Raw genomic sequence first — 25,857 nt, 5'->3', positions numbered from 1 at the left:
TCTTAATTTGTCATAACTCGTTTTAAATAGGTCGTGACAATATCCGCAAAATGGTTAATATTTCGGCTAAAAACAAAATCTTTGCCATATATATGTTTTTCTGCTTCCAGATCACGCTCATCGCCTGTAAAAACGCCTAACACTGAAATTCCTCGCTGCCTGGCAACACGGACTTCTTTTGCCGTATCTGCAACGCCCAATCCTCCATTATATGCTAATATTCCCCTAAATGGATTTGTTCTATCCGTTGATTCCATATGAACATCATTGGGCTTTCCATCGCTTAAAATAATTAATATTTTATTTTCTTCACTACGTCGGTATAATCCGTCACAAATACTTCGAATTGCCAAACCATCCCGATTGCTCCCCTCGCAGTAATACTCAAATATATTTTCTGTCGTTTTTATTGAATCGGAATAATCTCGGAAACGCTTCATAACTGTAAAATTCATAAAACAATTAAAACCAGTCACCCTGCAAGGTATTCCAGATTCTAGTAATGCCATTGCAATGATATAGGCTTGAATCGCCACTAACGGCTCACGCCCTTTTTGAGACATACTGCTATCTAAAAGGAGGTCAACAACGAACCCGCCTTTATCATTACTTTCAAAATGCTCAAACAGACGACTTGTCGGAGTTTTTCCAACTCTCCATACTGTTCTTGCATTAATACTTCCCCAATCGCTCAGAACAGGATACTTAGAACGCTCCATCGTTAAAGTACGTAATAACGCGTCACGGAGTCTTTTTACCGTCCGCGTATAAATACGCAAATTTTCCTGATAAACATTGATATTGCGGTGTTGGTCTCTTAATGCATATTTTTTCTTAAAATCACTGTCACATTTACTTCTTAAAACGCCATCCGTAAAATGTAAACAACAATCACGATGCGCTCCTTTGCATAAAGTATTCTGAAGTTTTTTTGTCTGATAAATTTCTAAATAGGGACTCCCGCAAAAATGTGCGACCTGTTTCTGCATATTATCAACATCATTTTGATTAACAAAGACTACTTCAGTTTTTCCAATTTCCCATTCTTCTTCCTCACGATTATCTTCTTCCCGATCCACTTCTCTCAGCTCTTTTATTTGAAGCAGATCATCAACAGACTTATTAATGAATTCTTCGGTGTTAATAACTTCTTTTTTGCTGTTTTCATCCAGTAAATACTGGATAGGTTCTACCTCTTTGACATTCTGCCATTCAATATAAAGGTTATCCACCCCATTAATAAATTCTTCAGTGGTATCCGATAGTGAGATTTCTAAAATTTTTTGGCTCATTGCCAGAACGTTTTTTTCTGCTTTGCTGCTAATTTCGGCTAATGCTTCAAAAATCGCAAATTCTACCAAATCTAAAAACTGTTGTGATTTTGGATTTTTAAGCAGTGTAACGATTTCGGAACACGCTTTTTTTTGAATGTCTGCTACACCCGGACGCTCTTTAGAGATCTGTCTGATTACCATTGGATTCACCGCTAAAAAGATCAAAGTTTGAAGTTTTTCAAGATTGAAATTCTGTCTGATTCGACCTTTTATATAACCGTTTACTTTCAGCCAATCAATAAATTTCCGACGACCACCTGCCATAATCCCATAATAGAGTGCGATATTTTTTGTTAAACTTGTTTTTTCTTTTGGACCCATTTGTGCTGTGTAATCGCCGCAAATCGTCCACATCAGATTTGAAACCCTGTTATCAAATTCACAGTCATCATATTCCCAATGTATATTTTCGTTCATATTGAACCTCTTTTTCCATACAACAACTACTTTAAAATTTTTTTAACAATTCAACAATATCCTCAATTTCAAGGTTGCTGCCATTTTTTATTACACAATCATTAATCACTAATACCGCCTGACTTGTTACTTTACATCCAGCAATGTTTTCAGAATCTTTAATTCTCTCGCATTGTCCTTCTTTCTTCAAAATTGCCAAAGCATCCTGGGCTTTTTGAAGCAATCGGGTGCACTCCGGTTCTTCTGCACCTAATACTTTTATATAAAAAAATTGTTCACCCATTTCTTTCATTGCTTTTTCCATAGAATCTTCATTTCCAAACATATTGTCCAAAATCGACATTTTATTTCCTCCTGAAATCATAAAATTAACGTTGAATACTTGATTTTATATTAGGGATATAATAATATAACAATAAACTTATTTAAAAGGAGCACTAAATGAAAAAAGTAGCCTTTATATGTGTACATAATTCTTGTCGTTCTCAAATTGCAGAAGCCCTCGGAAAGCATCTTGCCAGTGATGTTTTTGAAAGTTATAGTGCTGGTACCGAACTAAAATCAAATATTAATCCCGATGCTGTCCGCATAATGAAAACCTATTATCATATTGATATGGAACAAACCCAAAGACCAAAACTCCTCGAATCCTTACCCCCAATTGATATTGTCGTTACAATGGGCTGTAATGTTACTTGTCCACACATTCCCTGCTCAATTCATATGGATTGGGGACTGGATGATCCAACTGGTAAAGATGACACTGTCTTTCTCAAAACGATAAAAGAGATCGAAACTAAGATACTCTTACTAAAGTCAAAACTTAAGTGACAATTCATTTATAATTATATAATTATTTTAGCATATACTCAAATGCTTTTCTATAGCGAATACGGGTAATATTTTATCGCAAAAAAAGGAAGCAACGCTAACATCGCTTCCTTTTGCATTTTCATTTATTCATTTTAGTTAACAACAGCCACTTCCGCCACTGCAGCAGCCACCGTTTTGTGCCACTTTTTCCTGAATTAATAATGTTACCAATTCTTCCTTTGACATCCCACTCCAATCAAGTAATTCATCATTTGTCGGATACTCGCCTTTTTTCAAAACCGCGCCATCCACCACTGTAACTGGCAGCGCATCTGCTCCTTCCTTCAGAATCACATCATTTACTGCTGCATTATCAATGTAAGCCTGCGGTTCTTCGGAAAGATTATGCCGCTTAATATCCTTGCCTGCTTTTTGCAGATTGCTGACCATGGTGGCCATCCGCAGCAATTCAGGATCAACACCCGGGCCGCAAACACCTGTTGAACAACACATTGCTGGATCAAATATTTCGATTTTTTTCATTTTAACTGCCTTCTTTCTGTTCATACTTTTTTTCCAAAAGCATTTTTGTCACACATGCGCAGGGAATGTTTTCCGCTATATACGCATTAAAATTGTCCAAATCTTCCTGCAACTGCTTTTCTTCGGCCAATCGCTCAAATATTTCTTTAATAAAAGGATTCGCCTTTATAAAATCCTCGTTTATTTTATAGTAAGCAAATTTATTTTCGCGCCAGGTATCCAGCAGGCCCAACTGATTCATATTCCGCAGATGTCTGGAAAGATTCGATTGGTTTAATTCCAATAGATACTCTATTTCACACACGCACAAAGGCTTTTGTTTCAAAAGGTTTAAGATTCTCAGACGATTGACGTCAGATAAAGTTTTTAATATATTTATGATCATGATTTTCTCCATTCCAACACACATGAATTTATACTCATATTATTATAAACTATTTTCATATGTTTGTCATCAAAATGGTGTCCATCTTATTTTTGCCATGGAATAACGACATAATTTCCTTTGGTTTCTTCTGCAATGCGGTTAATCCATTTTTCTTCATTTGCTGCACGTGCTTTTAAAAATGGATCATTCGTATCCGCAGCCAATAAACTGGCGTTGATGACCCACCACTTATTGTCAATATCGGCTCGGTTCAGGTCTTCTTCCAAACGGTAGGCTTCGAAATAAGGTGTTGCTTCTGGAAGAGCAACAATCACTACTTCGGTTTCGTTTTTATTTTTCAATCGTGGCAACAGTTTCATCACTGACTCAGGAATCTCCGCATTCGAGCGCTCCATTTCCTTGTGGTAGCTTTCTGTTGAGTTGAGCAATAATAAGGTGTGTCCGGTAGGTGCCGTATCAATAACGACGACTTTTTCCTCTGCTTTTTCAACAATATCCGCAAAAGCCCGGAACACCGCAATCTCCTGAGTACATGGAGAGCGCAGATCTTCTTTGATATAGTCTAAATCTTCTTTGCTCACACCGCCTGCAATGGCTTTACTGATTACTTCATCTTTATATTTCTGTAATTCTTCGGCTTCGTCAATATTGCTGACTTCCACATTCCGGTTGGCAATGGCCTGTGCACTGATATGCCCTGCCGGATCGGTAGTGGTCAGATGTACTTTTTCGCCAAACTTTGCTAATCCCAGAGCAATGGCGGCTGCGATTGTTGTTTTTCCGACACCACCTTTTCCCATTGTAAAAATAACTTTTTTCTTGCTTTTGTGCAAATCGTTGATTAATGTGGTTAATCCGGGAAACTCAAAATCGTTATTAAAATCATCCGATTCTGACAGATCATCACTTGTCAACATTCTCCGGATATTATCAATCCCACTGACATTATAAGAGCGAAGCGGCAGCACAAAAATTGGCATTGTTTTTAGAGATTCAGGAATTCCCGCCATAGCCTTTTGCTGCTTTTCAAAAAAGCTTTCTGAAACAGGATCGTTGGTATTTACTTTTTCCAAAACACCATTAATAATTAGTTTCTGATTATTTACACCAATATCGGATAATTCTTTTGATGCTCTGGCGGCTTCATCAAGCGGTGCCTTTTCAGGTCTGGAAACTAAGATTAAAGTCGTTATGTCTTTATCTGACAGGGTTTTAACCGCATGAGCATACATTTCTTTTTTATCCCCCAAGCCAGAAAGCTGGCCTAAACAGGAAGCCCCATGAGTACTTTCATCAATAAATGAATCCCATGCGGATGGCAGTTGAAGCATCCGCAATGTATGGCCCGTTGGTGCCGTATCAAAAATAATGTAATCATACTGATTATTGATTTTATCATCCGTGATAAAGTTTGCAAATTCATTAAATGACGCAATTTCCACTGTACAGGAGCCCGATAATTGTTCTTCCATATTCGCAATAATGGATTCCGGCATTTTCCCTCGATAAGGGCCAACCACAGACTCGCGGTATTCTGCTGCCGCTTCTTCTGGATTAAGATTTGCAACGACTAAATTCGGTACTTCTTTGATGGGGACGCCTTTGTTATCCAACTCTGTTTCAAAAACATCCTGTAAGTTCGAAGCAGGGTCAGTACTGATCAAAAATACTTTTTTCCCTTTATCCGCAAGGGATACTGCCGTTGCGCAAGCGGTTGACGTTTTGCCAACACCACCTTTTCCTGTGTAAAATAAATATTTCGTCAGACCGGCATTGTCCGGGTTAAAAACTTCATACATATTAACGCCTCATTTCTGTTATTATTTGCATGATTCAAAAATAATATGTCTTTATAGTCATATGATAATGCAATCATATAATTTTGTCAACGATTTTTTTAAAATCCTTTTTACGTCTGGCAAAGGGTAAAAGAAATGGTATGCCGCCCACGGCCATGATTGCATCCATATATTCCGGAAAAATTCAAATTTTGTGTTCTGCAACCTGATATTGTGGTAAAACACCAATTAATGGTTTTTTATTCATCCAATCCCTCTCTACTTTCACGCAACTCACACTGCGGCAAAATCAAATCCAATTCACAAGTTTAACAGCACGTTCCGTAGCTACAACCTACCCCAGATTCTTCACGGAAAACTTTAAGAATATCAAGTAATTCTTCTGAGCTAAGCTGTAGCCATTCACCAATTTCCGCATTGTTTGGAAAAGTACCCATTTGTTTTACTTCGCCATTGATTAACGTTATTGGCAAAAGTCCTTCAGCTTCCATTATGAGTGCTTGTCCGATAATTGGGTGATCTAAAAATTCATCTTTATCGGTAGCAAAATTAAAAATTGAAATTGAATAATCTCTCTCGATTAAGGCATCTAACAATGGCGTAATCTTCCGCAATTGTTCTTTTTGCTCATTTGTCATACGAGCCGGTTCATAAATTTCAAATTTTGTTTTATCTTTCATTTTTCATTCCATCACATGATTTTAAATTCATATGTGTTTATAATCATATAATATATCCGACTTCCCTTTTTGTCAATACAATGATTGACTTTTTCATAAAAAAATAATATTATAGCTATATAATTAAATATTTATTTAAGGAGATTGTTATGGCCGCTTATCTTGACAATGCCGCTACTTCTTTTCCAAAACCATCAAATGTGATTGAGTCAATGACGACATTTATGGCTCAAAACGGAGCAACTTCCGGACGTGGCGCGTATCAGAAAGCTTTATTGTCCGATCAGTTAGTCTTTCAAGCCCGTTCTAAAACAGCACGCTTCTTTAATCATCCCGATCCAAAGACCGTTGTATTTACTAAAAATGTAACAGAAGCCGTCAACATTGCTTTGAAGGGATTTTTAAAGTCCGGGGATCAAGTTGTCACAAGCGCAGTGGAACACAATGCGGTTTGGCGCTGTCTTAAAATGCTTGAAAAAAATAAGGGTGTTTGTATAAACGTGGTACCCGCAGATAAGAATGGACAAACATCCCCTGAATCTGTTGAGCGCGCTCTAACCTTTAAGACAAAACTGATTGTTTTTAACCACGCATCAAATGTACTTGGAACAGTTCAGCCGATTCAGGCCATTGGTGAAATGGCAAATCTACGGCACATTCCCTTAATGGTCGATACCGCGCAGACTGCCGGACATTTTCCCATAGATATGCAAGATTCTCATATTGATATTCTCGCTTTTACCGGACATAAGGGTTTAATGGGGCCGATGGGGATTGGCGGCCTGGTTCTTTCTCCAAACTTAGATATTGAACCGCTAATCTCTGGCGGCACCGGGGGCGATTCCGCTTATCCCTATCAACCGGATTACTATCCGAATCATCTGGAAGCCGGTACACTTAATGTTCCCGGAATCATTGGCCTAAGTTCAGGAATTGACTTTATTAATGAAACGGGACTTGAAGGCATCCATTCAAAAATTAAAATGCTTTATAATTATGCAGTACATCAGCTTGATACAATACCAGGTATTGAACTTTATAGCCCACTTGATGCGCAAAAAACGATCGGAGTTATTCCTTTTAACCTTAAGGGGTGTCCTCCTGAAGAAATTGCTTTTTATTTAGACCAGCAGCATCATGTTATGATCCGTGCTGGTCTGCATTGTGCTCCTTCCGCCCATCAGCTAATGGGTACTCTCGAACGTGGGACTTGCCGCATTGGATTGAGCTATTATAATTCAAAAATGGATGTTGATCAGCTGGTTATTGGCCTACGTGGCTATTTGAGAAACAAAGGAACAGTATTATGTATTTAGACCATATTGCGATTGTTTTTATGGAACCCTGTACAACGGGGCATGGAAGAATTAAAATCCGCGCTCAATTAGCGCGCAATATTGATGACTTACTGCCCTATCTCAACGCAGTTATTAAAACGGCAAATTACAACCCAAAGGCGCCGTCTTTCAGCTATAAAACAGGAAATCATATCATCACTGTTCAGGGCGATACTCTTTCTGCCACTCAAATGGAGAATGAAAGTGACGCTTACGAATTTCTTGAGCAATTTCAAATAATAGTTAATGACACCGCAGATAATAAAGCGCATATTACCCCTCTAAATAAGCAACGTGAACGGCTGAAGCCGTTTGAGTTATATCGCTATCTTCCCAAAACAAACTGTAAGTCATGTGGCGAAGCAACCTGCATGGCTTTTGCCACAAAGCTTGTAGACGGCAGCCAAAAACTAGATCGCTGCACTCTTTTAAAAGAACAAGAAAATTCCCTGAATTATCAACATCTTGCGTCCATCTTAAAAGAATCCGGTTATGATCTTCACTAAATACACAAAAGAGACAGGAGGCACTGCTTATTCCTGTCTCTTTGTCAAATAAAGCCCTTCATTCAGTTTGAGCTTTTTCAAACGCATCCGTAAAAATAGAAAGCATACTATAGAAATATGCTACTAACTGACAATTCGCATTGAAATTAGGGGATTGCAATAATTCTTTTACTTCTTCTGGAGTGTAAAATCCACCATGATTAATCAGATGTAATTTACGGTTTCCCATTTTTCCTCCATCGGCATTTAATTTTGTCCATATACATTCCACTCCGAAAAAAACTTCTAAAGGGTATCAAATATTTTACATATTTCTGCTGCTACTTGATCCACATATTGTAGCTGTTCTGGCGTTAAATCCTTGGTAGAAATGGTTTGATGATCCAGAGCTATTTCTTCTCCGAGTATGGCTTCTACATCAACGATTCCTGAAACTGCATTACTGTATTTCTCGATGGCCCGTTTCGCACAGCATTTACTGCATCCATCCACTGAAATTGTTGGGTGATTCTGAGCAAAAGCCCGCTCTTGGTCACCGCCTGCAATGAAAAGGGGCAGACATAAAGTGCTCACTGCTCCTGGTCTCAATATTTCCATCATCTTTCGAACAGCCAGACGGGAAATCGTTCCGCCTAAGCATTCTTCGCCACTGCATGCAATAATTCCAATATTCTGTTCACCCATTTGATTATTCCCCCTTCTTCATGGTTTTTACTTCATCAGCCATTACCGCTGCCAATTCATCCGCAAATTTCCATCCATCCTCAGACAGATAAGTGCCCGTACCATGTTCTTCCCCCCGGTGCGCTTTCATAAAGTCAATGACACGATGTTTACCGCAGATCGCTCCACCGGCGGCTTCCACACTCTTTTGGGCACAGCATTTCGCGCAGCCGTCAATGGTGATGCACGGCTGGCCTTCAATTTTCGATACTATTTCTTCATCGCCGGTCACGATGTGTGCTAAGCACAGACGTTCTGTGTCTTCCGGCAATAATTCTCCTGTCACTTTTAGTGCTGATTCACGGGCAATCAGTCCCAGCACCTTTCCAATACCACTACATGGAATGATTTTTACCTTACTCATTGATTTCCTCTACTTTCTTCTTCATAATTTCAAAATATTCCTCATAAGATATGAGCATTTCTATATCTTCATCCCAATCTGTGAGTTTTATCTCAGCAATCCATCCCTTTTCATAAGGACTTTCATTCACGCGTTCAGGTTCTTCTTCCAAAACGTCATTGATGGCTGTAACAATGCCGCTTACCGGCGAAACCAGTTCAAAAATTGATTTTCCGGATTCCACAGATCCTACATCATCAAACTGCTCGATTTCGCGTCCAATCTCCGGGAAATCGACAAATAGAATATCGGATAAATTTTGCTGCACAAAATCCGTAACACCCACACGTGCAAAGCCGTTTTCAATAAAAACCCAACAGTCATTCTCATTAAAATAATAGGCTTCCTTTGGTACTTTAAAAACAAATTTTCCCTTGCTGAAAGAAGCATAGTCAACGGCCTGGGGCATTACGAAAACAGATTGTTCTCCTTCCTCAGGTTTTGCTTGAAAATCTTCAGCGATTCCATTGATAAAATCTTTGAGTTCTTCATCTATTTCAAGGTAATTCCCTAATGAAAGTCCGGCATCCTTGGCTTTTTCACTCACATTAATCCGTTCTGTTACTTTTAAATTGTTCTCAGATGCCAATTTACTTGCACATCTCGTATTGCAGCCATCAATGACTAATAGGGGCTTTTCTTCTAAAATTTTGTTATAACGTTTTTGAGCGGCATGGTAAAGCACAGGACAAATCAGTTCATGATTTCCTTCTTCCAAAATTTCCAAAGCGACCTCACGTGTCAAGGAACCGGCAAATTTATCCAATCCATTGCAAGGCAGAATACAAAAATCTTTTTCCATATTATTTTCCTTCTTTACGTATAGCTTTGATTAACCTGGTTGTTGCTGGCTTATCTGGAAATGAAATGGCATCAAGACCGCATGTTTTTCCACACGCCCGACAAAAGACCACACAATTATCAGGATTCTTAACCACTAGTTTATGCACACCATTTTCCTGCTTTTCAAAAACTTGGTGAGGACAAAAATCAAAGCAATCCATACAATCGTTACATTTGCTGTAATCTATCCGCGGAGACCAGTCAATCCGATTTCGTTCTACTCCCATAAAAGTAGTATCACTCATATCTATACCTCCAATCCCATATCTTCGAGTGCTTTTTCAACTTTTTCAAAGGCCTGTTCATTTGTCATATCACGTATATCTAACATAACAGCGTCTTTTTCAATGTCGAGTCCAGCATCTTTAAAAGCATCTTTAAACATTTTTCGCTGCATATTCGGCGCACAAGCACCAATCACAACTTTTCGTCCTGTCTTTAGAAAATCTGCAAAAAAACGGTCTCCATCTTCCTCGCACATTTGGGGGTGAATAATAGCATATTCTACTGGAAGCTCTACCCTTACCTGATTAATAAAATCCCATATATCCATTGCCTGAAATCCTGGGCATTTCCCCGTACAGACACACATTAAAAATCCTGGCAAATTATCATTCATATTAGCACCTCTTTATATAATTATTTAATTATATATTTATATTATTCTCTTTTTGAATAAAAGTCAAGTATCTTTTAATATGTTTATCCATAATATCTTAATGAAGCCTCCTTTAGCAACAACCTTTCTTTACGTTTTTCTGATCTTTTCCAGAAAAGAAACGCTTAAGATTATCTGGTAACTGGTAATTTTTTTCTTTTTGATTAATATGTCCAAAGACCACTTCTAAAATACCTTCCACAATCATCGCAACCGGAGGTTCTTCATATTCTTCTCCCTGATAAATAAAAATACGGCAATCAACAGTTTCTCCACAGAGATCGCCACAATCTTGACACCTGTTCTCCTTCACTTCATCACAAATGTCGATACCGTTCACTCGGATCGTCGGGGAACTAATGAAATGATATTGTTCAGCCAGCTCTTTTGTTGTCACATTAATCTTGTGAATTTTGACATGAAAATCGAGTAGCTTGAAAACATCTAATAACAACGTTACAGCCAGATCAAACGATGCATCTGTTGCTTTACAGCGCTCACAAGTGTTTAAATCCAAATAAAGGAAATCTAAAATAACTTCCCTCCGTTTTTCATAATTACAACGCAACTCCGAATCTGTAGTCCTTTTCATTTTTTTGTCAAAACAATTTCCAGACATGTTAATCCCTTTCTATTTAATAACTTTTTAATTATATTTTTATAATATTATAATATTATTTTTTTACACCGTCAAGATATTTTTACTTGCCATTCCATACGTCTTCCTATATAATCATTATATAACATATCAATTATATCATTATAGAAAAGGAGTTATTATGGATAGCGAATCTTTATCCGTCAAAATATTGAAAGCGATGGGCCATCCCATTCGTTTAAAAATCGTTAAGTTCTTATTGGATAAACCACACTGCGTGTGCGAACTCAAAGAAAACTTAGATTTTAGCCAGCCAAATTTATCTCAGCATTTAAAAATTTTGAAAGAAGCAGGTATTATTGCCAGTGAAAAAGTTGGAGTACAAACACACTATCACGTATGTTTAAAAAATACAGAAGCGCTCATTGCAGCAGCTGAAGCAATGAGCCAAGAATATTTAAATCAATTTAAGTAAAAAGTGCCATATTCCAAATTAATTCTACAGAAAAAGAGGGGACAATTTTTTATGAAAATCGTCCCCTCTTTATTATTCTACTGGATCATGTGATAAAAGAAACAGCGTCAAAATTTCCTCTGCGAATTTCCCTTTTTCCGCCGGACAACGCTCTAACAGTTCCAATAATGCTGCATATTTTGTCCCCATATACTCTTTAGGGCCATAGAGAATAGCATCAGCTGACATTTTTAAAACGTTGCTAAAGCGATTCAGGCTTTTAAGTGAAAAGCCTTTTGTTCCAAGTTCAATATCGGCAAGGAACGTAGGCGTAATTCCAATCTTTCTTGCCAGTTCATCCCGGGACATGTTCAGAAACGTTCTTTGCTTGCGAATACGCAGCCCAATAGCCTTGTGATCTAGCTCTTGCATTTAATTTCCTCCCATCTATATGAATAGATTATTTTTTACAATGTTCAGTTTGCGGATTTTCAGGGGAGAGTAATCTCTCCCCGTCATCCTCCGTAAACTTCCCAAACAAAAAAGCTATGCAAGGTTTATAATAATTACCCATACACAGCTTCAAAAAATAATCCAGATATTTCTATCCTGATTCGAAAATGCTTTGCATTGCGCTAGTCAACTAATACATAATAAAAAACCTTGTCTTAATGATTGCTATCATGTAAAATAGTATGCAAGCGGTACGTGGCTGACGCCCGTTGTGTAGGGTGCTGTATTCACCTAAAGCAAGCCGAGGAGGTGTTACCGCACCAAGTCGGATGCCGCTTTTTTATTTGTTCGTTTACGCTTTCATTCTATATTCAAATTTCCACATTTTCAAACTTCATTCTATCTGAAATCATCAAACCGGAAAATCAAATATATCATCCCTTATCCTTTTGTTTTTCTCTTTATCGGATAAAGGTTCAAGAATTAGAAAACATAGCAGACGTGACAGGAGCGAATGAACCAAAAGTTATCCATAGTCCGTCCGTCCTTTCGGAAAATAAAAACTGCGCGTGGCAACTACCCACACACAGTTAAGAAAGTTCAAGAAAAAACTCAACAATATCACAAAATCAACTATGGCTATTGAATAAAAATGAAAAATAGCATATAATTAACTTTGCGGTACTCCTCGGAGGTGTGGTGCCCAAACACCGCATGCCGCATTGTGGGGCAATCACAATGCGGATGCCGCAATTTTTATTTCTATAGTCTTTATTATAGTTTATATTGAAATAATATGCAATTCTTATTTGTATTTTTAGGGAAATAGTTTCTCTCGTATTCCATTTTTTCTTTCAGCATTTCTCTTTAGGTACAAAAAAGAAAATCTTTTAGGATAGATATTTATTTTTAGTTTTCATAATTATTTAAACGGATAGATTTAATCGGTCATTTTTCCTATTTTCTAACGGGAAAGATAAATTTTTTCTTTGTAACCATCAGGGCAGAGATAGCCTAATTCCATAAAAACCATCTCATCCCTAGAAATCAGGTTCACTTTGAGGTACAACACGTACATGCTTCATCCGTCTATCCCTGTCCAGACATACCGATCAACGATCAGGAAGCATACAGCACAGCCAGGAAGTCCCCCGAGCCGCTTTTCTTTTACATGGGTCTGCGCTCTCCACCCTATATAACTATGTATACTAGCTAATATGTGTGGAATAACGGTTTTTTAAGAAACATTCGCATATTAATTTAAATAATATATAGTTTTATGATATCAAAAAAGAAAAAAATTCGTTTTCACGCTCCCTTTTTTAAACTCAATAATCAATTTCTTATACTATAAATTCTTGAACTTCCTCTTGCATTTATTAGAAAGCCTCATAAGCGAGGCCGTCTCTGAATAAGCCTTTATATTCTCCTATGCGTTTACCATCTTTGCTTTCTCCCTGCTTAGTCTGTGCATATCCTTTAGATCAATCTAGTACTCTATGATATAGTCGCAATTATAACATAATTGTTATTCTTGATTATTTAAACATAGAGATAGGTAAAAACAAAATAACAAAAATATAAAAGAAAATAAAGTTAGTTTAATATTTTTAGTATACTAAAAATATTAAACTAATTTTATTGAAAATATTGATAAATCCTATTTTATAATATAAACTTGTAGTAATTCGTTTACATTGTTTGAAAGAGGTGTTTCCGATGGTTTTATAATATAACCGCTCTTGGTTTCATTGTATTATTAAGGAGAAGAAAATGAAAAATTTACTAAAAAAATTCTTAACATTTATTTTGATTCTTTCAACGCTTTCATTTAGTTGTTCCAACGTAATAGCTGCCACTACCGACCTTTCTGAAAATAGCAGTGGATTTTATATCGCTTCTAGTGATGTTCCCAATAACTATATTCAGTTTGTTACTGCTATCTTGCCAACAATGCTAAATAATCGAATTATAAATGATAATTCTCTTGATCCCCAAGTTTCGACTAGCTTAAATGATTACTATGTTGGAACTCCTTTTCAAATGAAAAAAGAAGACAATTCTGTCATGGAAGCTTACTATTTTCCAATTATTTGCGATAATAATATCATTTATATATTTATGTCTTACCCCAGTACTAACCCAAGAACCGGCTCATACGAAGCCCTCTATGGATGTACTGGTTATTTGACAAATGCTTTAGCATCGGAATTAAATATTCTTAAAACGGAAATCTCAACTAGCGAGGAATCTCCAATTGAAATACAACGTAATTTAGAAGACGTAAATTATAAAATTAATGGAAAGAATGAACAATTAGTTAATAGTGTAAGTGGAAAAGAATCGATATCCGATAAAGAGGTTACTACTGAAACAGTTAATGATATTGCACAGCTTCCTAGTTTAAGAACAAGAAACATAGAAAAACCCAAAAATATTATGGAACCGGTTTTAGCATTAAGTGACATCATTAACTCAGGCGCATCAACGCGAGCTCCTGGATGGAATTTTTTTAACGGAATAGATATTTCAGAAACACAATCAACATTGCCGTGGTGTGGTGCGTATTGCGCAACAGCAATAATACGAAGTCAGACAAATCATAGAGTGTATGCTGGTAACCTCATGGCTGTTTGTTACCCTAATGAAACTATGTCCGAACGGATAGAACATGGTACAAAGATACCGCATGATTATATTACTTATGCAGAATCTTTAGGAATGACAAAGCTTGCATACCGTGATTACCAATTGTCACCTAGTTCGATTTACTCATTGATGATTGATGCAAATAGGGTCCAAACCTCTTGGGAAATGCAGTACTCTGATGGACGTTTTTACAGTCGACATGCACAAGTCATTTGCGGCGCAAGCAGTGTTGCTGATCCGATGGTCGGAGAAATGATATTCTATGAAATGTGGAATCCATGGTACAATCGTACCATCTCTTATTTAGAAAGTTCTGTGAAAGATTATATGAACTTAAGTGGTTATTACTCTGTATGGGATCAATCCATTTATAATTACATATACTAACACTAAAAAAGAGCTAGATATCTAGCTCTTTTTTAGATGATGGACAATTAACTTTAAGATTAAAAAACAATGGCAAACTTATTTCAATCTCTGAGCTTTGGAATCGGTTTGTTAAAGCGTAAATTGAGTGAAAAAGTTATTCAACTATTTCCTGCCCAATAACGCCAGATTTCAAGTTTCCACCTTGTCCAGATAAAGAAAATTTTGACGTTTCTAGGCAATAAAGCAAAGTTTCCTTAACTTTTTGATTGGCTAATTCATCTACCGAATTTATGGCTTCATTTACTTTTTCCAATGACACACTTGGTTTTAAAAGTTTTCGTTCAGATCCATCATAATAAAACGAATTCACTTCTTCAACAACTTCAAATTGGATTTTAGCTTGAACAAAATTGTTGTGCATCTCTTGATAAAAATCTGGTTTTAAGACAGCATATTCTTTCAGTGTTTCAGAAATGTAGTTATAATCATCAATTGCAATAATATCAACAGGAATGCTTCCATAATATTGTTTCTCTATTATTTTTTTTAAATGATACATCTTCTGAAGTTCTTCAATTTTTCTACATGCGTTCTGTCTTTTTTCTCCAAATAAAAATGATGCATGTACTCTAGCTTGTTGCAAAGTATTATCACATATTTCATCATTTAAATGTTGTTCATTATTTTTATATAATGATGTAATAAAATTATCTATATAGTTTATTTGAGTCTTACAAAAAAAAACAGAACGTAATAAGTAAGATCATTGAAAAAATAGACACTACTATATTTTTTGATGTAAATATTTTCATTTCTCCTCTTCAAGTTTTCATCAATTAAATAATTTTTTAACCATGTTTTAAATTGTCTTTCTTCGAACTTGATAATTAAAACATATAGCTATTCTATACTTTCAGAAGTTTAATTATCCTTTAGTACTCTATACTATAGTTAGTATATCATGTCTTTTATTATGTTGCAATAAGTTTGGATTTCCAGAAAGGCTACCCGTCCAAACCACCATTCCTCTTATGCAGGACACCAGCATCCATCAGTTCGTCGACGGGCGCTGCATAGCCCCTTTTTTGACACTGATGGTACATTTAATCCTGCCCCCTTGAAATAATCATTTGATCGGACATTCTATTGCTTGTCATCGAATAAAAAATATCTCTAATCATATTAATTATATTATATCTCAATTTAAATAAACCGTATATTTTTTCCTTTGTATCAGCAGGACAGAGATAGCCTGTTTTCAGGAAAAATCAAAAAATAAAGGATACTTTTGATTTCAGCTATCTCTTTCCTGCCATATCAAAAATTCTCTTTTCAGCAGGTCCACTTCAAGACGGTTTCCCGCATGTTTCTTTTGCCCATTCCCGTCCAGACTTACCATTTTTACAAATGGCGAAACACACAGCACAACATAGGAAGTCCCCCAAGCCGCTTTTCTTTTACATGGGTCTGCGCTCTCCACCCCATTGACGACGGCCAACTGCAAGTGAAACAATCGACCGCCGGGCTGACTTTCTGCATTTGCTCAGCCACACATATTTGTTGTTTTGATATTGGGGATCAACAAAAGCTTAAAAACCCCGGCTATCCTGATTTTTTGCACAAAAATAAAAGGGAACGCGAAAGACTTTTCTTCCGGTTCCCTGTTTTTGACCGATTTTCATCCGTCCTATTCCATAACCTTTTTTCAGTTTTAATAAGCGGGGCAGCCGTACCCCAGAATCATATAACCCCCGAGCGGGTAGCTCCTTCTGGCACAGCTGTCCGTAGTATTCCCTTCAATGGTATTCACGGTGCCATCCGTCACATTCTCAACAAAACCGACGTGATCCGCGCTGCCGTCACCACCCCATGTAAAGAAAATAATATCGCCCGGCTTCGGTGTATAGCTCCCGTCCTGCCACTGGCCTTTTGACTGGAAATAATTTACGCCATCTGATACCAGTGCAAACTTGGGGATCACCCCCGCGTCGATATAACCGCACTGATCCGCGCACCATGAAACAAAGCAGGCGCACCATTCCACCCGTCCGGAAAAGCCGTACCAGCTCCAATAGGGCTGCCCTCCGACATTCCCGATCTGGCTGGCTGCCACGTTGACAATATTGCTGTTGCCTGCCCCTGTCGGGATACGCCCAAAAGGGTAATACCTTAAGACATTCGGCACATAGCTCACATCGCCGTAGCTGCCGCCGTGCAGATTGGCGAACTCCTGGGCGTTGGCCTGCGTATAACCGCCGTCATTTTCCAAAGCCCAGTCAATATACCCGGCCCCGAAATTGTAGCCTTGAAGGGCCAGTTTGATATGTTCTAAGTCCATGGGACTGGTAACCCCCGCGGCATGTAAACAGTCGGCCAGATACCGGATGCCAATATTGATCGAATACTCCGGATCGGTGATGCCGCCGGGATACTGGTCATTATAGCCGCACTCTGAACACTGCATCGGATCACCCCCGCGACCGCCGGATTCCTGCATCATGACCGCTTTGATCAGTTCAACATATTCCTGTATCCCATGTTCCCGGGCATACTTTGTGATCAGCGGTTCATAGGCCTGCACTTCTTCACTGACAGGCTCCACCGCATTGGCATTGCCTGCTCCCACCAGACACAAGGCCCCGCCAAAAAGTACGATGATGACAAGAATCAGCGCCACCACCCATCCCCCGGCGGCAATAGCACTGGCAAGAGCTTTTCCCGCCGCCGCTGTGACTTTCGCCGCTGCGGCCGTAGCCTTGGCGGCGAGCTTTCCGGTGGTGATGGCTGCTTTCGTCGCAGCCTGAGAAGCCTTGACGGCCATTTTGGCCGATGCCTGACTGGTCTTAGCTACTGCCTTGGCAGCTGCCTGTGATGCTTTTGCAGCCGCCTTGCTGCTCTCTCTGGCGGTCTTTGCCGTGGCCCGCCCGGACTTGGTGGCCCTTTTGGACGCTTTCGTTGTCCGGATGCTGTTTTTTCCCAGCTTACGGGCTTCACTGGCCGTTTTAATGCGCAGCCTGCCCGTCTGGTCACTGGTTTTTATGGTGCGTTTGGGGGCCTTTTCAAGCCCTGTCCGGGCCGCCCGCCTGCTCTTGGCTGCGGAGTAAATGGACTGCCGGATATTCTTTTCTTTTTCCGGAAGGGCCTTGATCGACGGCTCGGTACTGCCTTTGGCTTTCACCATGCCGTCTGCGCGCTCCCGGGTTTTGATGCGCACCTCATCCCCGATATTCCGGACACCCTGTTCCGCTTCGGCGCGGGCATTTTCCGCGGATTCAGCCATACGGTCTGCCCGGTGGGCCTGAACCCTCTGAACAGCACGGCGGCTCTGATCCTGAACTTGACGGGCTGCTCCATGGGCCGCACGATCCGCGTAATCGGATGTTCGGTTGATGGCATAATCATTTGCGGATGTTTCCTGCGGCGACGGACTGCGCTCAGCGGCATCCTTTGTCCGGATGGTCGCTTCCCGTATCCGCTCGGCAGCTGTTCCGGCCTTGTCGAGTACCCGTATATCCTTTTTTACCTCCCGGGTCTTGATTGCTTTTCCGATGCTTAACACCTCCCTTCATCGAAAACGCCGGAAGGATCAAAGGGTTTCTTCTCCTGGCTTGGTCGTCATCAACCTGTACAGTCTGGTCTTTCTCGGAAACTTGTTGACAAAGGGCACTAAGGCACTCCCATACCTTATCAGGCCGCAGCCCTCATCCGCATTGGTGATATAGCTCAGCTGCTCCCGCGAGATATTCAAAAGATTGGCGAGCTTCTGGCGGTCACTGGCCGCCTGATTCAGCATGACGATAAACTCAGAGTTTGACAACATGGTACTGGCTAAAACACTGTCTAAAAGATACTCCACGTTCTGGGTGATGGCGGTCGGGAACGCATTACGCTTCCGGAATCGCCGCCACGCAGAGTTGAAAAAGGCACCGGAGTATTCATTTTCAAAGACAACGTGAAATTCATCTAAAAACAGATGTGTCCGCTTGCCTTTTTTCCAGTTCTCCGTGACCCGGTTGATCATGGCATCTGTAATGACGAGCAGGCCCATGGTTTTGAGCTGTTTGCCTAAATCCATGATGTCATAGACCACCATACGGTTCTGGGTGTCCACATTGGTTTTATGGGCAAAGGCGTTCAGGCTGCCGTTGGTAAAAAGTTCCAGTTCAAGGGCAAGCTCTTGGGCTTCCGGCTCTGGCTGATCCATGAGCTTTTCCCGCAGCACACATAAGGTCGGCAGCTCCCCACCGCGTTGATAATCGTCATAGACCAGTGCCACGCAGCGGTCTATGATGGATTTTTCCTTCGCTCCCAGTCCTTTTTTGTCCAACTGTTCAAAGAGGGATAAAATGAACTCGGACTTGTCCACAATGGGGTTTCCGCCATCACCGTAACCCTCCACCATGTCCATGGCATTGATATGATCCTCTGACCCTGCCGCAATCCGGATCGCTTCACCTCCGAGGGCTGTAATCAGGGAGACATACTCGCGCTCTGGATCACACACAAGAATGTCATCCTGGGTCGCGAGGGCGAGAAACACGATCAGCTCTTTTGCGCTGAAGCTTTTCCCACTGCCCGGCACGCCCAGAAGAAAGGCGGACTGGTTTAAAAGATTGGCTTTGTTACACATGATAAGGTTGTGGGAGATGGCGTTCTCACCATAGTAGATACCGCCCTTGTCCATAATCTCCTGCACCCTAAACGGCATGAGCACGGCTAAGCTCTCGGTGGTCAGCGTGCGCAGGGCATTGATCTTCCGGTGCCCAATGGGCAGGGCGGTGTTCAAGCCATCCTGCTGCTGATAGCGCAGGATCGCGAACTGACAGAGGTGCTTTCTGGCCATGGTGAGCAGTGTATCGGTGTCCGCGTCGAGTTGCTTCCTGCTCTTGGCGGTATGGACAAGGGTGAGCAGACCAAACATCATGCGCTGATCCCTTGTGGTCAAGTCATCCAGAAATTCTTTTGATTCCTTCCGCTGCAGCTCCATATCATAGGGGATAACCGCAGAAAAGTTCTGATTCTGGTTCTGCCGGCGCTGCCAATTCGTTATATTTGTCTCCACACCGAGCAGGCGGTTCTCCACCTCCCGCACGGCTTCATCGGTCGGCACCGGGATCACGTCAATACTGAGCATGAGATTGCGGTTGAGCTGTGTCAGCTCACTGATCATGCTGTCACGGATATAGGATGCGTATTCGCGCAGAAACAGTACCCGGCCATATCGATCCCCGATTTTAAAAAAGTCCGATTCAAACTCAAAGGTGTCTGGACAGATAAAATCCCGGAAGTCATGGCCTTTTTTCATGGTCTGTAACAGATCAAAGGTAAAGCCTGTCTCCTCCCCTGTACGGTAAAAGTCATGCAGGACGCGCAGCCTTTCCTCTGCGTCAAGCTCTGTACAGCGTGATCCCAGACGGGAGAAGTGGGCGGTCAGCTCTGTGCTCACACGGGCAAAATAGGTCTTGGCTTCCTCATAGTTCTTGCGCAGAACGGTCACGGTCACATACTTTTCCTGAATCATGCTGTTGGTTCCGGTGGCCTTGTCGAGTAACATCTGGTTGTACTCTTTCCGGTAGATGTCCAGTCCATCCTCTTTCATGGGGATCAAAATACTTTTTTCAAAGTCCGCCCGGTTCAGGCGGCGGTTGTTGATGGTCAGCTTGGTGGTCGCGCCGCTGTCAAAGCTGTTTAACAGTTCTGAATATTCTAAAAACATGGCTTCCTTATCCTCCCGCCCGGCCACCGCGTAATTGATGTCTGTAAACCGAAAAGTCTTGGCATATTTATTTTTACCGATACAAAAAATCCCATCCGGATAAATGATCTGGATGGGGACGGCCTGCTGTGCGCTTTTTGGAATTTTAAATTTTTCTTTCTCCTGATGGTTTAAATTTTTAAGTGTTTTAATCATTTTTCGCTCCTTTATTCTTTTTTCTTTTTTTATCTTTTCTCTTTTTGACGGGTGTGGTCAAAATCCAGTAATACAGGTTGTCTGCATCAAAAATCAGAATTTTGGGCATCAGAAATCGGTCTTTTATCCATGCCCATAGAAACTGTTCTGCGCTCATGCCGTGGTACTTGATAAAGCCTAACGCCCCAAAAGGCGCGGCGGCTAAGATACAGGCCCAGGACAGGGTTTCCATGCCAAAGTAAGGCCGCAGTAAAAAGTACAGGCCAACGGCCATTCCACAGGCCATAACCGAAAAAACAAACTGCCGCATGGACAGTCCGAAAAACATGCTTTCTGTATATTCGCGGATCTCGCGGTTTATCTTCACTTCCATAAAAAATCTCCTTTTGCTTTTACAGGCTTGCTTTTTGAGCGAAGCCTGCCATACTAAAACTATAAAAACCAATACATAGGAGGTGCCCCCATGGTATATGTCGCATTTATTTCATTGATCATCACCATTGTGCTCATTGTTCTGTCATTTGTGTTGAAGCTTGCTGGAAAGCTCCGTCTGACACTGCCCGTTGTCTATTTCCTGCTGATCAGCACATTTCTCAATCCATGGGCGGCTGCCCATGAAACACTGGCTTTTGCCATTCTCTTTATTCTTCTGGGTTTTTCCCTGATCTCCTGGATACGCTCTTTTAAGGAATACTGGGACGAACGGCAATACTATAAAACCATGAAAGAAGATATTGCCTGGCAGGCCCGGACTGCAAGGGAGCGCGGTATCTCTACCCGTGACTGCTATATTGACAGCGAGGGCACCATGCGCTATAACAAAGATGATAAACCGGTATTCTAGGACGTTAACCGCGTCCTTTTTTATTTCTATAGGCCCATCATCTCTTTCACACAATGATCCGCAAGCTTGATGGTTCCCACCAGCACCAGCATGTTAAAAACCAGTTCCCCGATATAGGCCCAAACCATGGTGACCGCCGAAGCGTCCGGGTTGACCTGTGGCGGGGATGCTGCAAACAGTGAAAAAATCACACAGGCCAGTACAATAATCGCCCCCTCCAGACAGACACCCGCATAGCTTTTCAGAAAGCTCTTGCCAATGCTCTGGCTGGGTTCACCCGCAAAAGTGGACAAGGGCACCGGGGCAATGGCGGTGTAGAGAAACAGCTTAAAAAACCGCCCATACACGCTCATGATCATCACAAAAGACAGTACGGTGATGAACAGTCCCCCGATGAGGGTCACTGCCCACAAAGGGATGCTTTCAAGAAATGCGCAGTTCTCCACGGCTTCCACAATCTCCGGCGGCAGCACGGTTTGGGTCGCACCCCCCAGCCCCGCCGTCACCATAATCTTTGACACAATCCCCTGTACGATGGTGAACAGGGCAATCATGAGTTCCAGACCATAAGTGATGACGCCCTTGGCAATGGCAAAGCGCACAAAGAGTTTCAGGGCGTGCTCCGGCTTCTTGACCTCTGCCAGTGAGCCACAGGTCTTGACCATGCCCACCAGAAAAAACAACACCAACAGCGCGTAGCCGATGGCCTGTAAGGTGCCGTTGATGTTGACAATCACCTCCCAGATGCCGCCGCCCTTAAAAGTCTGGGGCGACTGGGTGAGCAGCTGCCAGATTTCCGACAGTTTTCCATTCCATGTGTCCAGAGAGTTTTGCAGATTTTGTACAATCCAGTTATCACTTTCCATTGAATCCTCCTTTCAGGGGCAGGCCAGCGTTTCGGTCTGCCCTTTTTTCTTTGTATCCATACCGGACTATCCCGCAATGGTATTCAAAATTTCCTTGGCAAAGGTGACCACGATCCCCCCGGCCACGGTCATGATCCCATTAGCCCTCTGGCTTGGATCATGGGACTTAAGGGATAAGCCGATCTGCACAATCCCATAACCGATGAGGATCATTCCGACCGCCCGGACAAGGCCAAAAATAAAAGTGGACAGGTTGTTGACCACGGCAATGGGGTCATCGGCAGCGCACACGGTTGTGGTACATAGAACACACAGTACAACCGCCATATAAACCGAAAAGCGGCGGTGCATTTTAGTGTTCATAGACAGACGGGGTGTCGGGGCTTTATGCTTCTTTTTTCGTTTCGTTGTTTGGTTCATTCAATTGTATCTCCTTTAACTTTTCAAAATAGGCTTCTAAATCTTCCTCCGACCAGAGCATACAAGTTATTTCTTCGGATATTTCCATTTCCTCAATCACAATATCCGGCGAATAAGGCACAAGGCTCATGCTTGCAACGGCGTGATCCACACGCCCATGTTCATAAGGCGGCATCCCGCCGTCGGTGGTCAGATGGATATTGGGGTGTTTTAATAAATTGTATTTTTCATCTTTGATGGGCCGTTCTCCGCGGATAAAGAGCAAGGCATAGCGGTTGTCGAGCATCCGCACCTCATCCGGTGTCATCAGCTCTTTGCCACAATGTCAAGTGATGAATTCAAAAAAGACAAGCACTATCCAAAGAAAAACTTCTTTTATGGTATCTGCCTATTTTGTTTTCGATAGTTTTAGCTGTGATACATTTAATTTAGGGTGCAAAAAAGCAGGAGACCTTTTCGGATCTCCTGCTTAGTAGAGCTGTGAATATTTAATTGTGGTTGGGTTGCCAGTTATACAAACTGGGGTTGTGTAAATATCAAATACTTGTTATTTTTAGTGCACAATTAAGTTCTTCTGCTTTTAGCAAGGCATGATTGAAAATTGTAATAAAATCCTCACCGTCACTTGTAACAAAATAATTTGATAAATCGGTTATATCATCGCTGATATTTGTTCCCCACGGTGGCTGGGCAGATAGATTTTTTATATTCCATATTACTTTATTTGGAGAATATTTTGCTAATCCTTGCTTCATCTGTTCCAATTCATTGATAGCTTCAGGAATACGGGAACTATTTAATTCACCTAAATACAATTCGTTCATAATGACTGGAAATTTAGTTCCCCATTTTTTATTTTCCAAATTATAAGCAACCGTTGAAAAAAATGAAAATAAAAAATCTTCACTTCCTATTTGAAACCAATAATACTTCACTTTAAACCCAACCATAACACTTTCTCCCAATACATCTGTGACATTTCAATTACACAACTTCTAATTTTTGTTTTTTACTTAACTTTAGTGTAGCTCTCCATACTAAAAGTTTCTAAATCAAACACTACCGCAGCAACACTGTCCTCATTTTCTTCAATAAGCCATAAGCGAGTCCATAAGGTTTGGTCGTTCATATTGGTAGCAGTTTTATCCTCACCATCGGTAATGATTTTTTCGGGATCTAATTTTGTTACAAAAATGTTTTCAGGTTTAAGACCTGGCAGGCTGCTCTTAAGTTCCTCCTCTGTTAGTCCTGCTATATCCATTGCTTCAGCACATTTATAATACTCAACATCTCCGTACCAGTAGTTATCGTTAACATTCTCGATGGATTTTAACCACATAAACTTATCGTCAACGAATTTATAACCAGCACCAGAGCCGGTATCTATTTCCCATGTTCCTTGTATCAGTGCATTATCATCGTTATTATCTTTGCTGTCAGTAGTACCGGCGCAAGCGGTAAGCCCCAATAGTGTAAAACAGATAATCAGAATAGCTGCTGCAATTCTAAAAAAACCATTTTTGCGGTATTTAATCATATTCATATCATAGTTCATAGGTAACCCCCAAGTTAAATTCTCTTTATTTTTGTAAGCCTTTCTCCATTGAAAAATGAAGAAAATATTTTATTCCCGTTCCCGTCTACTCCGTTTTTTCTTTCGGGAATCTGGCGGCGGAGAGAAGGTCTGAATGTAATCCTGCCGGATCAGCGTCACATCCTGAGAAAGAAAAGCAGCGACACGGTCCTGTTCGGAAGTTTGCTCTGGGAAAAAAGACGCAAATTTCTGTGCCAGCTGTTCTTCTTTTTCATACAGTTTAAGTGTGCCTTCGTATCCAATCAATTCTTTCAGCACAGCAGTAAACTCCTTGTACCGGTCCCCTCGAATATCCAGATCGAATGTCGCTTTGGCAGTCATGCCGTTCAGGTAAAGTACCTTCAAGGAAGTATGGTTTCTGAACCGATTCATTGTGAACCATAAAGCCAGCTTTTTTGAGAGCAGCTTACCGCCAATCAGCATCCAGTTCTGGCTTTGGTATATTTCCAGATACTTTTTCATGCCCTCATCTTCAAACTCTATTGGTTCAAAATGTTCTCCATCCAGCAGTAGCTCCAGCTGATTTTTGCTGAGAATCTGATTCAGTACCGGTATGTTCCGGTAAGGCGCGCAGATATAGCGTCTCATTTTCTGAAACAGCGCCACAACCAGAACTGCTGTACCAAGTAAAAACAGGAAAAGCTCTCCGTCCATTTCGATTTTTCCAGTTGCCGTTACCCAGATGCCACGCAGAACCAGCACGACGCCAAAGCCCCACAGCCCGAAAATCAGCAGCTTTTTCAGCGGATGAAAATGAATCCATTCAATGATCTGTACCTGTTGTTTGCCGCTCATAGGTTCATCACGCAAAAGTCGGCGGGCGATCCACTGATTCAACAGTTGTGGAGTCCATGCAACTCCAAATAGAAAAACTGCAATACCGGCATAAAGGGCAATCCCGATCCAACCAATATCCAGATAAGACTCCAAAAGCAGTAAAAGGATAATTGGCAAAATCATAGTAAGAAAAAACGGTAAAAATGATTTTTTGCGTCCCTTCTGGAGATTGAGGTCATTGAGCGCAGAAGTAATACACAGGGCAAAAATCATCACAGCCGATATCCCGCCAGACACCCAGTTTTTAAGGTCACCGAAACGCATCACATGCTCGGCTTTGTGCATATTCGGAAATTTCCCGGTAATACCCGCATAGAGACAAAATCCCAAATAAGCCAGAGCCAAAAGTGCCCCTACCAGCTTCAAAATTGTTTTTCCTGAAAGTTTTTGTTTCTCCATCTTCGTCGTTTTCCTATAA

General features: G+C 40.8%; 29 protein-coding genes and 1 pseudogene. 6 read left to right on the top strand and 24 right to left on the bottom strand.

The window, feature by feature from the left end:
* Positions 1-2: 2 nt before the first annotated feature.
* On the bottom strand, positions 3-1,751 hold the full coding sequence (locus FYJ53_RS00365; protein WP_154556879.1) for a hypothetical protein: 1,749 nt from the start codon (positions 1,749-1,751) through the stop codon (positions 3-5).
* 31 nt (positions 1,752-1,782) lie between these two features.
* Positions 1,783-2,094 (bottom strand): thioredoxin family protein, encoded by a 312-nt coding sequence (locus tag FYJ53_RS00360; protein WP_013378597.1) that lies wholly within the window; start codon positions 2,092-2,094, stop codon positions 1,783-1,785.
* 98 nt (positions 2,095-2,192) lie between these two features.
* On the opposite strand from FYJ53_RS00360, the gene FYJ53_RS00355 reads away from it, so the two are divergent.
* On the top strand, positions 2,193-2,582 hold the full coding sequence (locus FYJ53_RS00355) for an arsenate reductase ArsC (protein ID WP_090414194.1): 390 nt from the start codon (positions 2,193-2,195) through the stop codon (positions 2,580-2,582).
* Positions 2,583-2,720: 138 nt separating this feature from the next.
* Here the strand turns inward: FYJ53_RS00355 and arsD are convergent, their stop codons facing one another.
* From arsD to FYJ53_RS00335, 4 genes are all read right to left on the bottom strand, one after another.
* Positions 2,721-3,107, bottom strand: a complete 387-nt coding sequence (gene arsD / locus FYJ53_RS00350) for an arsenite efflux transporter metallochaperone ArsD (protein WP_090414196.1) — start codon at positions 3,105-3,107, stop codon at positions 2,721-2,723.
* A 1-nt stretch (position 3,108) separates the two neighbouring features.
* Positions 3,109-3,504: a helix-turn-helix transcriptional regulator gene (locus tag FYJ53_RS00345; RefSeq protein WP_177190809.1), complete on the bottom strand. Its 396-nt coding sequence runs from the start codon at positions 3,502-3,504 to the stop codon at positions 3,109-3,111.
* 74 nt (positions 3,505-3,578) lie between these two features.
* The gene (gene arsA, locus FYJ53_RS00340) at positions 3,579-5,294 is read right to left on the bottom strand and encodes an arsenical pump-driving ATPase (RefSeq protein ID WP_154556878.1); all 1,716 of its coding nucleotides are present in this window, start codon (positions 5,292-5,294) and stop codon (positions 3,579-3,581) included.
* A 308-nt stretch (positions 5,295-5,602) separates the two neighbouring features.
* Positions 5,603-5,974: an arsenic metallochaperone ArsD family protein gene (locus FYJ53_RS00335; protein ID WP_154556877.1), complete on the bottom strand. Its 372-nt coding sequence runs from the start codon at positions 5,972-5,974 to the stop codon at positions 5,603-5,605.
* A 149-nt stretch (positions 5,975-6,123) separates the two neighbouring features.
* Here FYJ53_RS00335 and FYJ53_RS00330 point away from each other — a divergent pair, with 149 nt between their 5' ends.
* Together FYJ53_RS00330 and FYJ53_RS00325 are read left to right on the top strand one after the other, a co-directional pair.
* Positions 6,124-7,290 carry a cysteine desulfurase gene (locus FYJ53_RS00330; protein WP_154556876.1) on the top strand — a complete coding sequence of 389 codons (1,167 nt, stop codon included), beginning with the start codon at positions 6,124-6,126 and terminating at the stop codon, positions 7,288-7,290.
* Positions 7,281-7,817, top strand: a complete 537-nt coding sequence (locus tag FYJ53_RS00325) for a (Fe-S)-binding protein (RefSeq protein WP_154556875.1) — start codon at positions 7,281-7,283, stop codon at positions 7,815-7,817. Before FYJ53_RS00330 ends, FYJ53_RS00325 begins: the two co-directional genes overlap by 10 nt.
* 58 nt (positions 7,818-7,875) lie before the next feature.
* On the opposite strand, the gene FYJ53_RS00320 is transcribed toward FYJ53_RS00325, so the two are convergent.
* The 7 genes from FYJ53_RS00320 to FYJ53_RS00290 all read right to left on the bottom strand — a co-directional run bounded on the left by FYJ53_RS00320 (position 7,876) and on the right by FYJ53_RS00290 (position 11,063).
* Positions 7,876-8,046: a hypothetical protein gene (locus FYJ53_RS00320; RefSeq protein ID WP_154556874.1), complete on the bottom strand. Its 171-nt coding sequence runs from the start codon at positions 8,044-8,046 to the stop codon at positions 7,876-7,878.
* Positions 8,047-8,102: 56 nt separating this feature from the next.
* On the bottom strand, positions 8,103-8,501 hold the full coding sequence (locus FYJ53_RS00315; RefSeq protein WP_154556873.1) for a putative zinc-binding protein: 399 nt from the start codon (positions 8,499-8,501) through the stop codon (positions 8,103-8,105).
* A gap of 4 nt (positions 8,502-8,505) precedes the next feature.
* A complete protein-coding gene (locus FYJ53_RS00310) occupies positions 8,506-8,904 on the bottom strand; it encodes a putative zinc-binding protein (RefSeq protein WP_154556872.1) in 399 nt (132 codons plus the stop codon).
* A complete protein-coding gene (gene gcvH, locus FYJ53_RS00305; protein WP_154556871.1) occupies positions 8,897-9,745 on the bottom strand; it encodes a glycine cleavage system protein GcvH in 849 nt (282 codons plus the stop codon). Before gcvH ends, FYJ53_RS00310 begins: the two co-directional genes overlap by 8 nt.
* Position 9,746: 1 nt before the next feature.
* Positions 9,747-10,031 (bottom strand): ferredoxin family protein, encoded by a 285-nt coding sequence (locus tag FYJ53_RS00300; protein WP_038351946.1) that lies wholly within the window; start codon positions 10,029-10,031, stop codon positions 9,747-9,749.
* Positions 10,032-10,033: 2 nt separating this feature from the next.
* The gene (locus FYJ53_RS00295) at positions 10,034-10,405 is read right to left on the bottom strand and encodes a hypothetical protein (protein ID WP_013378583.1); all 372 of its coding nucleotides are present in this window, start codon (positions 10,403-10,405) and stop codon (positions 10,034-10,036) included.
* 112 nt (positions 10,406-10,517) lie between these two features.
* The gene (locus FYJ53_RS00290) at positions 10,518-11,063 is read right to left on the bottom strand and encodes a DUF2703 domain-containing protein (RefSeq protein WP_154556870.1); all 546 of its coding nucleotides are present in this window, start codon (positions 11,061-11,063) and stop codon (positions 10,518-10,520) included.
* A gap of 160 nt (positions 11,064-11,223) precedes the next feature.
* Here FYJ53_RS00290 and FYJ53_RS00285 point away from each other — a divergent pair, with 160 nt between their 5' ends.
* A complete protein-coding gene (locus tag FYJ53_RS00285) occupies positions 11,224-11,517 on the top strand; it encodes a helix-turn-helix transcriptional regulator (protein WP_013378581.1) in 294 nt (97 codons plus the stop codon).
* A gap of 72 nt (positions 11,518-11,589) precedes the next feature.
* Here the strand turns inward: FYJ53_RS00285 and FYJ53_RS00280 are convergent, their stop codons facing one another.
* Positions 11,590-11,928 (bottom strand): helix-turn-helix domain-containing protein, encoded by a 339-nt coding sequence (locus tag FYJ53_RS00280; RefSeq protein ID WP_154556869.1) that lies wholly within the window; start codon positions 11,926-11,928, stop codon positions 11,590-11,592.
* 1,794 nt (positions 11,929-13,722) lie between these two features.
* On the opposite strand from FYJ53_RS00280, the gene FYJ53_RS00275 reads away from it, so the two are divergent.
* Positions 13,723-14,985 carry a C47 family peptidase gene (locus FYJ53_RS00275; protein WP_154556868.1) on the top strand — a complete coding sequence of 421 codons (1,263 nt, stop codon included), beginning with the start codon at positions 13,723-13,725 and terminating at the stop codon, positions 14,983-14,985.
* Between the two features lie 136 nt (positions 14,986-15,121).
* Here FYJ53_RS00275 and FYJ53_RS00270 read toward each other — a convergent pair whose 3' ends face one another.
* The 4 genes from FYJ53_RS00270 to FYJ53_RS00255 form a co-directional block, all read right to left on the bottom strand.
* On the bottom strand, positions 15,122-15,610 hold the full coding sequence (locus FYJ53_RS00270; RefSeq protein WP_154556867.1) for a hypothetical protein: 489 nt from the start codon (positions 15,608-15,610) through the stop codon (positions 15,122-15,124).
* A 1,068-nt stretch (positions 15,611-16,678) separates the two neighbouring features.
* On the bottom strand, positions 16,679-18,526 hold the full coding sequence (locus FYJ53_RS00265) for a lysozyme family protein (RefSeq protein ID WP_367650989.1): 1,848 nt from the start codon (positions 18,524-18,526) through the stop codon (positions 16,679-16,681).
* A gap of 27 nt (positions 18,527-18,553) precedes the next feature.
* Positions 18,554-20,878: a VirB4-like conjugal transfer ATPase, CD1110 family gene (locus FYJ53_RS00260; protein WP_154556866.1), complete on the bottom strand. Its 2,325-nt coding sequence runs from the start codon at positions 20,876-20,878 to the stop codon at positions 18,554-18,556.
* Complete coding sequence (locus FYJ53_RS00255; protein WP_154556865.1) at positions 20,871-21,251, bottom strand: PrgI family protein; 381 nt, start codon at positions 21,249-21,251, stop codon at positions 20,871-20,873. The genes FYJ53_RS00260 and FYJ53_RS00255 overlap by 8 nt, the downstream gene beginning before the upstream one ends.
* Positions 21,252-21,341: 90 nt before the next feature.
* Here FYJ53_RS00255 and FYJ53_RS00250 point away from each other — a divergent pair, with 90 nt between their 5' ends.
* The gene (locus tag FYJ53_RS00250) at positions 21,342-21,722 is read left to right on the top strand and encodes a hypothetical protein (RefSeq protein ID WP_090414213.1); all 381 of its coding nucleotides are present in this window, start codon (positions 21,342-21,344) and stop codon (positions 21,720-21,722) included.
* A gap of 26 nt (positions 21,723-21,748) precedes the next feature.
* Here the strand turns inward: FYJ53_RS00250 and FYJ53_RS00245 are convergent, their stop codons facing one another.
* From FYJ53_RS00245 to FYJ53_RS00220, 6 genes and pseudogenes are all read right to left on the bottom strand, one after another.
* Positions 21,749-22,588: a hypothetical protein gene (locus FYJ53_RS00245; RefSeq protein WP_154556864.1), complete on the bottom strand. Its 840-nt coding sequence runs from the start codon at positions 22,586-22,588 to the stop codon at positions 21,749-21,751.
* A 66-nt stretch (positions 22,589-22,654) separates the two neighbouring features.
* Positions 22,655-23,008 carry a TrbC/VirB2 family protein gene (locus tag FYJ53_RS00240; protein ID WP_154556863.1) on the bottom strand — a complete coding sequence of 118 codons (354 nt, stop codon included), beginning with the start codon at positions 23,006-23,008 and terminating at the stop codon, positions 22,655-22,657.
* A pseudogene (locus FYJ53_RS21340) lies at positions 22,974-23,327 on the bottom strand (hypothetical protein); the annotation flags it as partial. The gene FYJ53_RS00240 and the pseudogene FYJ53_RS21340, both read right to left, overlap by 35 nt.
* Positions 23,328-23,544: 217 nt before the next feature.
* The gene (locus tag FYJ53_RS00230; protein WP_006775153.1) at positions 23,545-23,958 is read right to left on the bottom strand and encodes an immunity 70 family protein; all 414 of its coding nucleotides are present in this window, start codon (positions 23,956-23,958) and stop codon (positions 23,545-23,547) included.
* A gap of 59 nt (positions 23,959-24,017) precedes the next feature.
* Positions 24,018-24,563, bottom strand: coding sequence for a hypothetical protein (locus FYJ53_RS00225; protein WP_154556862.1), 546 nt, complete (start codon positions 24,561-24,563; stop codon positions 24,018-24,020).
* Between the two features lie 69 nt (positions 24,564-24,632).
* Positions 24,633-25,838 carry a hypothetical protein gene (locus tag FYJ53_RS00220; RefSeq protein ID WP_154556861.1) on the bottom strand — a complete coding sequence of 402 codons (1,206 nt, stop codon included), beginning with the start codon at positions 25,836-25,838 and terminating at the stop codon, positions 24,633-24,635.
* Between the last annotated feature and the right edge of the window lie 19 nt (positions 25,839-25,857).

Source organism: Eubacterium sp. BL-380-WT-2B (assembly GCF_009696115.1).
Classification (GTDB): domain Bacteria; phylum Bacillota; class Clostridia; order Eubacteriales; family Eubacteriaceae; genus Eubacterium; species Eubacterium callanderi.
Note: the sequence above shows the minus strand (reverse complement) of the source record. Positions and strands in the feature narration are given on the sequence as shown.